This is a genomic window from Arthrobacter sp. 754, from assembly GCF_040548695.1.
Taxonomy (GTDB): Bacteria; Actinomycetota; Actinomycetes; order Actinomycetales; family Micrococcaceae; genus Arthrobacter.
The window spans coordinates 433,961-447,780 of record NZ_JBEPSC010000002.1 but is presented as its reverse complement, the minus strand read 5'-3'; the positions used below and the strand labels follow the sequence as shown (position 1 = coordinate 447,780).

The 13,820-nt window shown below is 66.3% G+C and carries 12 protein-coding genes; 7 read left to right on the top strand and 5 right to left on the bottom strand.

What is annotated here, in order from left to right:
* Positions 1-32 precede the first annotated feature (32 nt).
* A complete protein-coding gene (gene purN, locus ABIA70_RS07560) occupies positions 33-617 on the bottom strand; it encodes a phosphoribosylglycinamide formyltransferase (protein WP_354146976.1) in 585 nt (194 codons plus the stop codon).
* A gap of 39 nt (positions 618-656) precedes the next feature.
* Here purN and ABIA70_RS07555 point away from each other — a divergent pair, with 39 nt between their 5' ends.
* The gene (locus ABIA70_RS07555) at positions 657-1,085 is read left to right on the top strand and encodes a hypothetical protein (protein ID WP_354146975.1); all 429 of its coding nucleotides are present in this window, start codon (positions 657-659) and stop codon (positions 1,083-1,085) included.
* A 13-nt stretch (positions 1,086-1,098) separates the two neighbouring features.
* On the opposite strand, the gene ABIA70_RS07550 is transcribed toward ABIA70_RS07555, so the two are convergent.
* Positions 1,099-2,409 carry a cell division protein PerM gene (locus tag ABIA70_RS07550; RefSeq protein WP_354146974.1) on the bottom strand — a complete coding sequence of 437 codons (1,311 nt, stop codon included), beginning with the start codon at positions 2,407-2,409 and terminating at the stop codon, positions 1,099-1,101.
* Positions 2,410-2,562: 153 nt separating this feature from the next.
* On the opposite strand from ABIA70_RS07550, the gene ABIA70_RS07545 reads away from it, so the two are divergent.
* From ABIA70_RS07545 to ABIA70_RS07530, 4 genes are all read left to right on the top strand, one after another.
* A complete protein-coding gene (locus tag ABIA70_RS07545) occupies positions 2,563-3,024 on the top strand; it encodes a DUF4383 domain-containing protein (protein ID WP_354146973.1) in 462 nt (153 codons plus the stop codon).
* Positions 3,025-3,233: 209 nt separating this feature from the next.
* Entirely contained in the window at positions 3,234-4,430 is a 1,197-nt protein-coding gene (locus ABIA70_RS07540) for a glycosyltransferase family 4 protein (RefSeq protein ID WP_354146972.1), read from the top strand.
* A complete protein-coding gene (locus tag ABIA70_RS07535; RefSeq protein WP_354146971.1) occupies positions 4,427-5,833 on the top strand; it encodes a UDP-glucose dehydrogenase family protein in 1,407 nt (468 codons plus the stop codon). The genes ABIA70_RS07540 and ABIA70_RS07535 overlap by 4 nt, the downstream gene beginning before the upstream one ends.
* A gap of 59 nt (positions 5,834-5,892) precedes the next feature.
* Positions 5,893-8,022, top strand: coding sequence for a putative bifunctional diguanylate cyclase/phosphodiesterase (locus tag ABIA70_RS07530; RefSeq protein ID WP_354146970.1), 2,130 nt, complete (start codon positions 5,893-5,895; stop codon positions 8,020-8,022).
* Here ABIA70_RS07530 and ABIA70_RS07525 read toward each other — a convergent pair.
* Positions 8,019-8,477, bottom strand: a complete 459-nt coding sequence (locus ABIA70_RS07525) for a hypothetical protein (RefSeq protein WP_354146969.1) — start codon at positions 8,475-8,477, stop codon at positions 8,019-8,021. The genes ABIA70_RS07530 and ABIA70_RS07525 overlap by 4 nt on opposite strands.
* 213 nt (positions 8,478-8,690) lie before the next feature.
* On the opposite strand from ABIA70_RS07525, the gene ABIA70_RS07520 reads away from it, so the two are divergent.
* Positions 8,691-9,242 (top strand): dihydrofolate reductase family protein, encoded by a 552-nt coding sequence (locus ABIA70_RS07520; RefSeq protein ID WP_354146968.1) that lies wholly within the window; start codon positions 8,691-8,693, stop codon positions 9,240-9,242.
* A gap of 12 nt (positions 9,243-9,254) precedes the next feature.
* On the opposite strand, the gene ABIA70_RS07515 is transcribed toward ABIA70_RS07520, so the two are convergent.
* Positions 9,255-10,097, bottom strand: coding sequence for a hypothetical protein (locus ABIA70_RS07515; RefSeq protein ID WP_354146967.1), 843 nt, complete (start codon positions 10,095-10,097; stop codon positions 9,255-9,257).
* Positions 10,098-10,248: 151 nt separating this feature from the next.
* Here ABIA70_RS07515 and ABIA70_RS07510 point away from each other — a divergent pair, with 151 nt between their 5' ends.
* Positions 10,249-10,806 carry a hypothetical protein gene (locus ABIA70_RS07510; protein WP_354146966.1) on the top strand — a complete coding sequence of 186 codons (558 nt, stop codon included), beginning with the start codon at positions 10,249-10,251 and terminating at the stop codon, positions 10,804-10,806.
* A 7-nt stretch (positions 10,807-10,813) separates the two neighbouring features.
* On the opposite strand, the gene ABIA70_RS07505 is transcribed toward ABIA70_RS07510, so the two are convergent.
* The gene (locus tag ABIA70_RS07505) at positions 10,814-13,792 is read right to left on the bottom strand and encodes an AfsR/SARP family transcriptional regulator (RefSeq protein WP_354146965.1); all 2,979 of its coding nucleotides are present in this window, start codon (positions 13,790-13,792) and stop codon (positions 10,814-10,816) included.
* Positions 13,793-13,820: the final 28 nt, after the last annotated feature.

The following is a 13,820-nucleotide window of genomic DNA, read 5'->3' as shown; positions in this document are numbered from 1 at the left end:
GATCAGAGATCTGCAGGATCAGTGCGGCAGGATCAGTTCGGCGCCGGACGGGACACATCGGCGGCGAGGGACGCGAGAGTGGAAACCAGGAGGCGCCGCTCCACCACCTTGATGCGTTCGTGCAGGGTTTCCTCGGTGTCGGAGTCCTCGATGGCCACCGCTTCCTGGGCGATGATGGGGCCGGTGTCCACACCGGCATCGGCCCAGTGCACCGTGCAGCCGGTGACCTTCACGCCGTAAGCCAGGGCGTCGCGGACGCCGTGGGCGCCGGGGAAGGCAGGCAACAGGGCCGGGTGGGTGTTCAGGTACTTGCCCTTGAACGCATCGATGAAGTCGGCGCTGACAATGCGCATGAAGCCTGAGGAGACCACCACGTCCGGGGCGTACGAAGCCACCCTCGCCGTCAGCGCAGCGTCCCACTCGGCCCGGGTGGGGAAGGAATTGAAGTTGACGACGAACGTCTCCAGCCCCTCCTCGGAGGAACGTTCGACGCCGTAGGTCCCCTCACGGTCCGCACCCACCGCAGCGATTTCCACGTCCAGCTCCCCTGCCTTGACGGCGTCGATAACTGCCTGGAGATTGGAGCCGGTTCCGGAAACGAGGACTACGATGCGCATGGGTCTAGCTTATGGGCAGGCTCGCGTAGGCTGGAAAACATGAACCCCTCCCCCGAACCGGCTGGACAGCAGCGGACCAAACCGCGGCTCAGCGAGGCCGCCAAGACCTCGCTTGGCAAAACCCACAACCTGTTCCGGATCTTCATTGTCACCGTCCTGGGTGCCTTCTTTATCTACCAGCTCGATGTCAGCTACCTCTGGCTCACCAGTATCCTGACCGTGGCGGGCCTGGTCATCGGAGTCCTTTTACTGATCCGGTCGGCGAAGCTCAAAGAGTCCAAGCTAGTCCTGGTGGGCACCATCTCCGGGCTCGTCGTCATGCTGATCATGGTCCTGGTCATTCTGGTGACGGCCGTATTTTTCGCCCAGATACAGGACTTCCAGGCATGCTCCCGGCAGGCCATTACCGGCCAGGCGCTCGCCAACTGCCGCATCCAGCTTGAAGGCTCCTTGCCGGGCCTCCGCTAGCCGGCGGCAAGGACTAGCGGACCAGCTCCGCTTCCTGTTCCACCTGCTGGCGGCGTTCCAGCCACGGGCCGGCGGCATACCCGATCACAACGCCGATGCCCACCTCCGCGGCAATCCAGATGCCGGTCCACAGCGGGTCAGGCCCGATGGAGGTGAGGCGTCCCAGTCCGGCTGAGCCGCGGGCCAGCCAGGCGAGCAGGGCGGCCAGCAGCCCGGACACAGCACCGATCAGCAGCCCGAGCGCCAGGGTGGACGCAGCGGCGGTGAACCACCGGAAGCGCACCTTGATGGACAGCCACTCGTCGAAATGGTTTTCCCCTTCGCGCAGGAACCACCATCCGGCCAGCACACCTGCCAGGACGGGCACCACCAGCGCCACGAACCCGTAGTCCAGCGTCCCTGACGGGATCGCCGCGAAGACGGGGATGGACGGCAGCGGCCCTGCGGCCGTCCCCAGCGGCCCCACCTGGGAGCCGACACCCATGGCGAAACCCGAGCCCGACACCCAGGCAAGGGCAAAGACCGCCAGGTTGGGGAGGTACCCGAGCTGGGCGACGGTGAGGGCCGCACCCCCGACAGCGCCGGCGTCGAGCGCTTCATAGACCGCAATCACCAGGTTCCAGTGGATGAAGAAGTCCACTGTAAGGAGTGCGCACGCGAGCGCAAGCGCCGCGGTGAGCGCCAGAAAACCCGCCTTCGCGGCGGACCCGAGGTAGGAGCCTGCCCAGCGGGAATGCTGGCTGGTGCGAGAGATCCAGTCGACGGCGTCGACGCCGATCAGCCGGCTCCACGAGCCTGCCTCGCGGCGGGCGCCGATCACCATACCCAGGGCGAACGGGACCAGCGGGATGACGGTGGCGTACCAGAGGTTGATGGCGACGTCGGGCGTGCGGCAGACGAAGCCGGTGGCCGCCCCGAACGCCGAGTAGACCAGCCACGAACCGAGCAGCGCCTGCCAAAGCTGGTCAGTGTAGGAAGCGCGGGCCAGGCGCCGTCCGGCGCGCCAGGCAAGCAGGAACGGAATAAGGGTCAGGCCCAGCGGCACCAGGGTCAGCATGCCGGAGCCCGGGCCGCCTGCGGTTCCAGAGCCGGCGTCCGCCAGCTGCAGGGGCACCCCGTGGATCAGCAGCCAGGCCTGGCCGGCCAGGGCCGCCAGGGTATCGAAACCCGTGTGCTGGAATCCGGCCGTCGCCCAGACCGCCACGATGGGTGCCACCACCAGCAGGACCGAGATGATGGCGGCCTGCGCCGTTTCGATTGCTCCCTGCAGCCACAAGGGCATGGGAAGGCCACGGTCTCCGGTCTGATCAGCGCGCAGTTTCATCGTTTTCCATGGTGTCACGGCCGGGCCGTCCCGCCCGTTTGCGACAGGCTCCTTCCGGCGAGGAGACGTAGCTCATCATGCGGCATTACGGCGCTTTTTCCACAGGTCCGCCGTAAAATTGGTATGTCCGCAATCAGTGGTTGGAGGCAGAAAATGACTACCGCATCCCCACACGCACATGGCGTACATTTTGGGCGCGCAGACGTCCAGAACGCCGGCATGGGTGTGGGTATTGTTATGTTGTTGGTCGGTATCCTGGGCTTTGTCCCCGGTATCACCACGCAGTACAGCGAATTGAGGTTCCTTGGGCCTGATTCCCACGCTATGTTCCTTAACCTGTTCCAGGTGTCCATGCTGCTGAATATCGTTCAGCTGGTCATCGGTGGAACCGGCTGGGCCATGTCCCGCAACGAACACGGCGCCCGGAACTTCCTCATCGGCGCCGGCGCACTGTACATCGTCCTGGCTATTTTCGGTCTCAGTGTCGGAGTGAACTCGGCGGCCAATTTCCTGGCGCTGAACATGACGGACAACTGGACCCACCTCGCCTTGGGCGTTCTGATGATTGGTGCCGGCTGGCTGTTCTCAAGGAATATGGCCAGCGAGAGGCGGTAAACCCGGAAATAACCAGCCGGGAAATAGGAGCCGCGAATGAAGAAGATCTGTAAGTTCTGAATATTCGTCCTACTGGCCGGTGCAGTTGACGCGATCCCGCGGACAGCTGTACCGGCTTTCTCCTGCGCGGCCCACCTGTTCACCAAACCTTTCCCTCGGCGTAACACCCCCTCCCCCGCCCCGTCAGCCTGCAGGCCCACCGTGGAGGGGTGAGGATCGCAATTATTGCCGAGTCATTCCTGCCGCTGATGAACGGGGTGACCCACTCGATCCTGCGGGTGCTGGAGCACCTGGAGGGTCAGGGTCACGACGTCCTGGTAATTGCGCCCTCAACCCATGCCGTCGCTGAGTTCGCGGGAACCGACGAGGTGGTCCACGGCGCGAAGGTGCACCGGCTCCCCGCGGTTCCGCTGGCCGGCTACACCAATGTGAGAGTGGCGATGGGCGGTGTGTACCGGGTCAAGCGAATCCTTGCCGACTACGCACCCGACATCGTCCACCTCGCCTCGCCGTTTGTCCTGGGCTGGCGGGCCGTCCAGGCCGCGCACCAGCTGGGCATCCCCTCGGTCGCGATCTACCAGACCGAGGTCCCCAGCTACGCCGCACGGTACGGAGTGCCGTTCCTGGAGAACTGGGCATGGAACCGGGTGGAGAACATCCATCTGCTGGCCACACGGACCCTGGTGCCGTCCACCTTTGCGCTGAACCAGTTGCGCGGCCGCGGGATTCCGCGGGTAGGCATGTGGCGCCGCGGCGTGGACACCGCGCGGTTTTCCCCGGACAAGCGCGACGCCGGGTGGCGGGCAGCCGTGGCCCCCGGCGGGGAGCGGATCATCGGATACGTCGGCCGCCTTGCGATCGAAAAGCAGGTGGAGGATCTGGCCGCGCTGGCCGACGTCCCGAATTCCAGGCTCGTGATCGTGGGTGACGGCCCGCAGCGGGCGGCCCTGGAGGAAGCCCTGCCACGCGCCGTCTTTACCGGTTTCCTCGGCGGGGAGGAACTGGCCAGGGCTGTGGCTTCCTTCGACCTGTTCGTCCACCCCGGGGAGTTCGAGACGTTCTGCCAGACCATCCAGGAGGCCATGGCATCGGGTGTACCCGTGGTGGCCACCGGACGCGGCGGGCCGCTGGACCTGGTGGAAAACTCACGCACCGGCTGGCTGTACCAGCCCGGGGACCTCGGCGGCTTCCGGGCGCACGTGATGGACCTGATGGGCGACGACGCCAAGCGCCGTGCGTTCGCCGCGGCAGCCCACGCCTCGGTCCAGGACAGGACGTGGCCTGCGCTGTGCGGCCTGCTTGAGGAGCATTACCGCTCGGTGATCGCCGGGGAACCGGTGGCCGGGCCAGTCCGCGGCCTTCCTGTGGTTGAGCCGGTCCAAACCAAGAGTGGAGTCTCCCTGTGAAAATTTCCGTGATCGGCTGCGGCTACCTCGGCGCTGTCCACGCCGCCACCCTCGCCTCGATGGGCCACACCGTGGTGGGCATCGACGTGGACGCCGCGAAGGTGGGGCAGCTCGGCCGCGGCCAGGCGCCCTTCTTCGAACCGGGCCTTGACGAGCTCCTCAAGGACGGGCACGGCACCGGCCGGCTGACCTTCTCCACCGACTTCGCCGATGCCGCGAACGCCCAGGTCCACTTCCTGTGTGTCGGGACGCCGCAGTCAAAGACGTCCGACGGCGCCGACCTCAGCTATCTCGTCTCCGCCACCCAGGCGCTGCTCCCGCACCTGGCGAGGGGCGCCGTCGTCGTCGGTAAATCAACAGTGCCGGTTGGCACAGTGGACATGCTCCAGGGAGTCCTGGCGGACCGCCCGGATGTGCAGCTCGGCTGGAACCCCGAGTTCCTGCGACAGGGCACCGCGGTCAAGGACTCGCTGGTCCCGGACCGGCTGGTGTACGGGGTGGCCGGCGGGCGTGCCTCGGCGTTCAACCCGCGTACCGGAGCGCCCCGTGCGGTGGCGGCAGCGTTGGATGCCGTCTATGAGCCGCTGCTGAACGCCGGCATTCCGCGGCTGGTCTGCAATTTCGCCACAGCGGAGCTGATCAAGTCCGCCGCCAATGCTTACCTGGCCACCAAGGTCAGTTTCATCAACGCGATCTCCGAACTGTGCGATGCCTCGGGCGCGGACGTTGCGGAACTCAGCGAGGCCATGGGGATGGACCCCAGGATCGGCAGCCGCTACATGCATGCCGGCCTGGGCTTCGGCGGCGGTTGCCTGCCCAAGGACATCAGAAGCCTGCGGACGCAGGCGGCGGCCCTGGGAGTGGATCCGGTGAATGACTGGATGGGCGTGGTGGATTCGATCAACCTGCGCCAGCGGACCCGGACCGTGGCCAGGGCCGCAGAACTGTGCGGCAACAAGCTTTCCGGACGGGCTGTCACCATCCTTGGCGCCTCCTTCAAGCCGGAGACCGATGACATCCGTGACTCCCCCGCCCTGGATGTCGCCGTCCAACTGGCGGCCGCCGGCGCGCACGTGACGGTGACCGATCCGAAGGCCATCAACCACGCATGGCTGCGCTTTCCGCAGCTGCGGTTTGAGGCCTCGACGGTGCGGGCGCTGGAGGGTGCGGAGCTGGTGTTGCTCCTGACGGAATGGGACGAATACCGCAGGCTTTCCCCTGCCGTTGTGGGCGGACTGGTGCGGCGCCGGGCGATTCTGGATGCGCGGAACGTGCTGGACGCGGCGGCCTGGCAGTCCGACGGCTGGGTGGTCAGCGGACTGGGCACCAACGCCGCCGCGGACCTCGTAACCGCTGATCAGGCGGATCTGGCTGCCGGCCTGACCGAAAAAGTTCGAAACTGACCCTTGTGCGTTCCGTCACCCCCCGCCGCACTTTATGATGTGCGTGGGGGTGGTTGCGCATGGGGGGATCCAGGCGGCAAAAAAACAAGCACGTAGCGGCACCGGCTTTCGGCGCGCTTCTGGATGCGAGCCCGGATGCGCTCCTGGCCGTCAGCTCCGAGGGCACCATCAAGCTCGCGAACGCGGCCGCGGCCAGGCTCTTCGGTTACACGCGCGATGAACTGATCGGAAGCAACCACTGGCTGCTCCTGTCTGAGGGCTTCCGGAACGAGACCGTCCATCTCCGGGAACACCTGCGCGCACAGCCTGGTGAACCGTTGCCGCCGCGCGAAGTCTATGGACTCCACCGTGACGGCACTGAGTTCCCGGCCGAAATGGCCGGCTCACTGCTCGACGACGGCGCCTTGCAGCTGCTGCTCGTTTCAGTCCGCAGTACCGGGCACCGCCGTGAAGCGGACGCAGACTTGCGCGAGGCCATGTCCCTGCTGACGGCCACTCTCGAATCGACGGCCGACGGAATCCTGGTCATCAGCTCAACAGGCAAGGTGGCCGGGCTCAATGACCAGTTCCTGAAGATGTGGGGCATACCGCCCGAACACATGGACGCAGCGTCGGAGGACCCCGCGATGAGTGTGGTGCTGTCCCAGGTCAATGATCCGGAGGCCTTCCTTGCCCGCATCGCCGAGGTGACGGACAACCCGGCAGCCGAGAGCCACGATGTGGTGGATCTGGCGGACGGCCGGACCTTTGAAAGGTACTCGCGTCCGCAGAAAGTGGGGAACCGGATCGTGGGCCGGGTGTGGAGTTTCCGTGACGTGACGCCGCGCCGCGAAGCCCAGGAGCAGGCCCAGCAGGCCATGCGCGATCTTGCGGCGCAGGCAGAACAGCTGAGGACACTGGCTTTCCAGGACCCGCTGACAGGACTGGCCAACCGGGCCGTCTTCAACGAAGCACTCGCAGGTGCCTTGCTCGAGCCCCGCCTCAAGTCCGTCGACGTCCTGCTGATCGACCTTGACGACTTCAAGGAAGTCAACGACGTCCTCGGACACCAGGCCGGCGACGACATGCTCGTGGAGGTGGCACGCCGGCTCCGCGGCTGCACCCCTACCGCCGACGTCGTGGCCCGGCTCGGCGGGGACGAGTTCGTGGTCCTGCTGACGGCCTGCCCGGACGTGGAAGCGACGGCGGCGTGCATTGTCCGCTGCCTGAATGTGCCCGTGTGGATTGAGGGAACCATGCTCCGTCCGAGCCTGAGCCTGGGGCTGGCCTCCATCGGCAAGGAAGCGCTTGTCCCCTCGGAACTGCTGCGTGAGGCTGACATCGCCATGTATGCGGCCAAGGCTGCCGGCAAGAACCGGTTCCTCAGGTTCCATCCGGACATGATGACGGCGCTGGTCCAGCGCACGGAACTGGAGGCGGCCCTGCAGCTGGCGGTTGCCCGGGGTGAGATTTCGGTGGACCTCCAGCCCATCGTGTCCCCGCGCATGGGCCGCGTGGTCAAGTTTGAAGCGCTGGCACGGTGGGACCGCGACGGCAGCCGGATCCCGCCCAGCGTTTTCATTCCGATGGCGGAACGCAGCGGCCTGATCAACGAGATCGGCACCGAGGTGATGGCTCAGGGCCTAACGAGGGTCGCCGCGTGGCTGAGCGAAGATCCGTCCCGGTCGCTGTCCGTGAACGTCTCCGGCGTGCAGCTGCAGGCACCGGACTTTGATGAACGGGTTCTGCAGCTGGCCGAGGCCAGCGGTGTGGCCGCCTATCAGCTGGTCCTGGAGGTCACTGAGAGTGTGTTCTTCGACGCCGACTGCCACGTGATCGGCCAGCTCGGCAGCCTGCGCAAAGCGGGTGCCAAGGTTGCCCTGGATGACTTCGGCACAGGCTATTCATCGCTGGGCCGGCTGCAGGACCTGCCCGTGGACATCGTGAAGATCGACAAGACGTTCGTGTCCATGGTGCGGACCGGAAGTGAACGGCTGCCCATCCTCAGCTCCATGATCAACATGGCGCACAGCCTCGGCCTGACTGTCACGGCCGAAGGAATCGAGACCCGGGAGCAGGCAAATTACCTCATCAGGCTCGAATGCGATTCGCTGCAGGGATACCTGTTCTCACACCCGGAGCCGGGCCACCGGTTCGAGCACGCCCTGACGAACGCCCGGCAAGCACTGGACACGCTGGCAGGCCCCTAAGCAGCTTTCTTCCGCTGCTTTGCCTGGGCCGGCTTCTTCAGGGCCTGGCTCTTTGGCTGGACTGGTGCCTGCGGTTTCGCTGCCTGCCGGTCTGTTCCCTGCCGGACTGCCGGGGGCTGCACCTCAGCGGCCGGCTCCTGCTCGGGCTGCAGCACCTCGGCGGCCGGCTCCGGCCCGGACGTAACCCAGGCTTCGTCGTCGTACGCGGCCGCGGCCTCCCGGTTACGGAGCCAGCGGCGGACCAGGTCCATGCCTGCCAGGACTCCGGCCAGCGGCGTCAGGACGGCTGCGGCGTAGACGAACAACATCCACGTGAGCGTCGCCATGGGGGGCTGGTTGTTGTTGAGGAGGGAAAGTCCGCCGAATGCGGCGATGACCCAGAAAAGAATCACTGCCACGAGCACCGCGGCAGCAGGAAAATACTGGTTCTTGACGATCTTTTTGAGGGGTTCCATGCACTTCCTCCTGCCTGGCCGGGGGCTGCGGCTGGTGGCCGCATCAAGACCAGTATGCGACCGACGGGGCACGGATTCGCGCAACACGCAGGAGGTGGTGACGAACCTAACTTTTGCGGTGCGGCCTTCCGCCCCGGCAGGCAGGGATCTACCGTGGAGTAACCGGCGCCACTGCCGGCCTGCACGTACCGTTGACACCTTTTGGAGGTCCCTATGCGCAAACTGACCGCTGGCCTGTTCCACTCCGTCGACGGGGTGGTGTCAGAGCCGAATCTCTGGCAGTTCGACAGTTTTGACGAGGATCTGGGCAAGGGCATGACCAGCATGATGGAGCGCGTGGACACGGTGCTGCTGGGCAGGGTCAGCTACCAGGAGTGGGCGGGCTACTGGCCCACCGCAACGGTGGATGATGACTTCGCCCGGTTCATCAACCCGATGGAGAAGTTCGTGGCCTCGCGGACGCTCAAGGAACCGCTGGAATGGCAGAACTCGCAGGTGATCGAGGGCCCACTGGAGGACTTCGTCAAAGAACTGAAAGCCCGCGACGGCGGCGAAATCGCCGTGATGGGCAGCATTTCAGTAACACGGCAGCTGCTGTTCGCAGGGCTGCTCGACGAGCTGACCCTGATGACCCATCCCGTGGTGGCGGGGAGCGGCCGGCACCTCTTCCTGCCGGACGACCCCACCACCCGTCTCAGCCTGAAGGACCTCTACAGGACCAGCAAAGGCAACGTCATCAGCACCTACGGGCTGTTGGGCGAATAAGGGCCCGCCAAGCTAAGGCGTGGGGGTTGCCGTTACGGTGACGGTGGGAGCGGGTGACATCCCGCTTCCGGTCTGGGTGGGTGTCGGTGACGGCGTGGCAGTTGAAGTGGGGCCGGCGGTCCTGGCGGACGTGCCGCTGGGTGACGCACTGGCTGTCGCGGAGCCGCCGTCGGCCTTGGCAAGTACCTCGTTCACCAGGTCTTCGAGCTCCTTCTGGTCGTCATCGGCCAGGTCCGATCCGCCCTTGGTGGCCACCACCAGGAGCCTGCCCTCGGCAGCGGAGACCTGCATCAGCATCTCTCCGGTGCTGCGCTTGCTCACCGTGGCGAAGGTTTCCTTTGCGTTGGTGTCAGCCTGCAGTTGCTTGCTTGAGACTTCATAGCGCTGGCCGATGGCCTCCACGCTGAAGTTGGCGCACTTATCCATCTTGCCGCTGATTTCCTTGAGCAGTCCGACGGCGTCCGGACCTTTGCTGCCGGACTGGGCGGACAGGGTGCGCGGCTGGGCGCTTTCGGACAGGGCAACGGCCACATCGCCGTCGTCGACCTTGTCCAGAAGCCCGGCAGTGGCGATCGACTTGCACTCCGCGGGCTCCACTTTCGCCGTCCTCATCAGGAGGTTGGCGATGCTGCTCCCCTGCGCCACCTGTTCCTGGGAGTAGAGCTTCAGTTCGTTGCCTTCCCCATCCTGCATGCCGGCGATGAGCTCGCGCAGCTCGTCCTGGGTGTAGACCTTGTCCGCTGCGGCGCTGGTGGTGGCGGTGGTCGACGGGCTCTGTCCCGTGCCGCCGCCCGTGCATGCGGCCAAGGCCAGGACACTCGCTGCGGCCAGCCCCAGTGCTGAAGTCTTGTGCATCGAAATCACTCCTCAAAGCGGATAGGAAGCATACTGATCATTTCCAAGGTTATGGTGATTTCGCTGTTTGTCCAGCCTTCCCGGGATAATCGTGTCGTCGGCGTGGAGGGGTATGCCCCACCACTGGAAGTTCTAAAGAATTGCGGTAGCTGTGGACGTACTGAGCGGGGTAAGCCTCGACTGGCTCAAATCCTTTACGTGGATTGCTGCCATCGCAGCCGGACTGCTGACGGTTTTCCTGAACCCGCGGCGATTCGATCTGGCTGCACTGCGTGCCGCGCTCGTCTTTATGGCTGCAAGCGCCGGGGCAGGGGTCTACATCCTGAATCATGTTGGCGACCCCCGCTGGAGCTCCAAAGCCGAGGACCGCCTTAATGCTCCTGCGCTGAAAGAGACCCCCATGGTCGGTCAGTTCATGGAGCCCCTGGACTCTTTCCTTGGCGGAGTTGTTGGCACCGTAAACCAGGTGGTGGACTTCCAGGCCGCCCTTCCCGTGGCCATGGAGTTCTTCGTGGCAGCCGGCTGGGCGTTGGCCATTTCCCTGCCGTTGGGGCTGGCCGCGCTGGTGGGGGGATATCTGGAAGCAAAACGGCGTAGGCGCGAATTCCGGAGATACAAGCTCCGGGTGGACGATCTCACGGAGGAACTCGAGGACATCAAGCGCCGCCTCGGGTACCCGGCGCGGGCAGAACCTGCCGGATTAGGCTAGTCCGCGGTCACCACGGCGCAGGATTCGGGACACTTTCGTGGGCTGGCGGTGCTGAGATCTGCAGCTGGTGGTCGGTGATGGAGCCAGAGCGGGTACGCCTGCCACGCTGCACTTCCTGGACTGCCTGCGCCAGTGTCAGGGCATTGCCGGCAGCCCAGGCGAGGCCAAAACGGATTGGGCCGGCTTCGGCACGCGCCTTGTCAATGATTGCGTCGATCCGCCGGCGTTCCGCCGCGGAGAGCGGAAAGCCCCGGTCCGTGCGGTAGGCGGCCGCTGCGGCCAACACACGGATGGCCCGTTCGACGCGGTGCTGGGCTGTGTAGACCCCGGCGAGGGACTCGAGGAAAGCCACGACGTTGCCCTGCCCGCCGAGCTCCAGCACCGCGCCGAGTGCCTCATACAGAAGCTGTTCTGCTTCGTCGTAATCGCCGTCGCGCTCTGTTGCGTCGGCCAGGTTGAGCAAGGTGTTCCCGAGGAGCGCCCGGTCGCCGAGCGGCCGGGCCCGCTCGACGCATTCGCGGTTCAGGTCCAGTGCCAGTGCGATGTCACCGCTGTAAAACGCCAACAAGCCCAGGATGATCAAAGCGGCCACGCGCGTGAGCGGACGTGCATGGGGCATCGACAAGGCTTCCACAGCCAGTTTCCGGGCTGTCACCGTGTCGTCTTGCTGGGCTGCCTGCGTCGCCAGGCACATGGTGCTCCAGGCTACGCCAGGACCGTTCCCGGCTGACTGGAACGCCTGGAGTGCCCGCCGGTGGAAGTGGGCGGCCTGGTCGTACCGGCCCACTGTCCAGCACAGAGTGGCTGTTCCGCTCAACGCCGGAGCCAACGTCGCAAGGGCAGCGTTCGGCATCTCCTCCATAAGGTCCACGGCGATCCGGTGCTGCTCGGCCAAGTCCCCGGTAAGTTCCCAGTAGTGCCACAGGCTCCCGACAAGGCGAAGCGCCACGTCCGTGGAGCCGTCCGGTCCGGTTGCCCACAGCAGTGCACCGCGCAGGTCCGGCGCTTCGGCGTGCAGTATCCGAAAGGCCTCCACCTGATCCTGCCCCCACAGCCGCGGGCCGATCCTCTCGGCCATGCCGAGGTAGTGAAGGGCGTGCCGGCGCCGGACAGCGGCCGGGTTCTCCAGTAGGCAGAGCCTCTCCCGGGCAAACTCGCGGATCGAATGCAGCATCGATACCCGGCGTTCCCCTGCGGCATCGGTGTAGCGCCGCAGCAGGCTGTGGCGCGCCAGCGCGGACAGTAGCTCGTCGGACACCAGCTCCCCGTGAGCCGGTCGTGTACCTGCCTTCCCTTCGCAGACCGCACCAACGGCGGTCTCGGTTGGATCGGCTGCGAAGACCCCGAGCTGGTCGAACAGCAGGCGCTCGGCCGGTTCCAGCAGGTCGTAGCTCCACGCAATCGTCGCCGTCAGCGTCCGCTGGCGGTCCGGCAGGTCCCGGAAGGCGGCGGGCAGTGCAGCCAGGCTGACCTCCAGATCGTCCAGGAGTGCAGCCTCACCACGGTCCCGCAACTGGGCGGCTGCCAGTTCGATGGCCAGCGGGAGGCCGTCCAGGAGGTGGCACAGCCGCGTGAGCACGCGGGCGTTGCCCTGGTCGACGTCGAAATGCGGACGGGCTGCCCGGCCGCGGGTGACGAGCAGCTTGACGGCGGGCACTTCCCGCAGTTGCTTCGGCGGCAGGGGCGGGTCAAGGGGCGGCAGGGCCAGCGGTGCGAGTTCATATTCGTACTCGGCACGGAGGCCGAGGCGTCTGCGGCTGGTGGTCAGGATCCGGAGTTCGGGGGCGGCGGTGAGCATGTCCAGCACTGTGGGCCAGGCGTCCTCCAGGTGCTCGAAGTTGTCCAGGACCAACAGGAGCCGGCGGGCACGCAGGAAGCGGGAGGCGGTCTTCAGCGGATCGTCACCGGCCCGGTCCTCCAGGCCGAGGGTGGCCGCTATGGCGCCTGGAACTTGCTGCGCCTGGGTGAGCGGGGCCAGATTAACCCAGCCCACGCCGTCGGCCATCCGCTCACCGAGCTGCGAGGCCGCCGCCATTGCCAGGCGGGTCTTGCCGGTCCCGCCCGGGCCCGTCACCGTGACCAGCCTGCAGCCCTCCGAGCGGTAGAGGGAGCACACCTCCCCCAGTTCGGTGTCCCGGCCGACCAGCGGAGTGAGCCCGGCCGGCAGGTTGTTCAGGCGCTGCCTGATCCGCCGGTGCCCGTCCGCCGCCGGGGCCGCGAGTGATGCATCCTGGCGCAGCACCAGCGTCTCAAGTTCGCGCAGACGGGCACCGGGATCAATCCCCAGTTCCGCCGCGAAGATGCTCCTTGCCTCGCGGCACGCGGCCAGGGCGTCGGCCTGCCTGTCAGAGCGGTAGAGGGCGAGCACGAGCGAAGCCCACAGCCGCTCGCGGTACGGGTGCTGCTGCACCAGCCGCTGCAGTTCGCCCACCACAGCGCCGTGCCGCCCCAGGGCAAGCTCGACGTCGATGAGGTCCTGGTGGGCGTCCAGCCGGGCTTCTTCCAGTGCGTCCAGGTCAGGGCCCAGGAGTTCGACGTCGGCAAGGTCCGGGAAGGCCGGCCCGGTGAAGAGCTCAACGGCCTGGCGCAAACGCTCCGCGCCTCCGGACAGGTCCCCCGCCTGCACCGCCGACTCTCCGGCAGCTACGTGCTCCCGGAATTGCAGCAGGTCAAGTTCATCTTCGGCAACTGTGAGGAGGTAACCGCCCGGCCGGCTCTCCAGCCGCCGGGAAGCAACGCCTTTGCGGCGGTCCGGTTCAAGCAGGCGTCTCAGGTTTGCCACGTAGACCTGCAGCTGGGGACCAGGCTGGGCCGGCGTGCGGCCGTCCCAGACTGCCTCTGCCAGGAAGTCAGCGGAAACCATCGAGTTCGCCCGCAGCGCAAGGGTCTCGAGGACGATGCGCAGCTTCCCGCTGCCCACCGGGACAGGCGCGCCGTCGGCTACCACCTCCAACGGACCCAGGGCCCTGATCCACAGTGCGCTCATAGCCGAGCAACCCCTCACCGACCGGCCG

Coding starts and splice junctions, on each gene's coding strand:
- ABIA70_RS07550 (WP_354146974.1), bottom strand. CDS start 2,409: ATGAAACTGCGCGCTGATCAGACCGGAGACCGTGGCCTTCCCATGCCC.
- ABIA70_RS07525 (WP_354146969.1), bottom strand. CDS start 8,477: ATGGAACCCCTCAAAAAGATCGTCAAGAACCAGTATTTTCCTGCTGCC.
- ABIA70_RS07505 (WP_354146965.1), bottom strand. CDS start 13,792: ATGAGCGCACTGTGGATCAGGGCCCTGGGTCCGTTGGAGGTGGTAGCC.
- ABIA70_RS07530 (WP_354146970.1), top strand. CDS start 5,893: ATGGGGGGATCCAGGCGGCAAAAAAACAAGCACGTAGCGGCACCGGCT.
- ABIA70_RS07545 (WP_354146973.1), top strand. CDS start 2,563: ATGACTACCGCATCCCCACACGCACATGGCGTACATTTTGGGCGCGCA.
- ABIA70_RS07555 (WP_354146975.1), top strand. CDS start 657: ATGAACCCCTCCCCCGAACCGGCTGGACAGCAGCGGACCAAACCGCGG.
- ABIA70_RS07520 (WP_354146968.1), top strand. CDS start 8,691: ATGCGCAAACTGACCGCTGGCCTGTTCCACTCCGTCGACGGGGTGGTG.
- ABIA70_RS07515 (WP_354146967.1), bottom strand. CDS start 10,097: ATGCACAAGACTTCAGCACTGGGGCTGGCCGCAGCGAGTGTCCTGGCC.
- purN (WP_354146976.1), bottom strand. CDS start 617: ATGCGCATCGTAGTCCTCGTTTCCGGAACCGGCTCCAATCTCCAGGCA.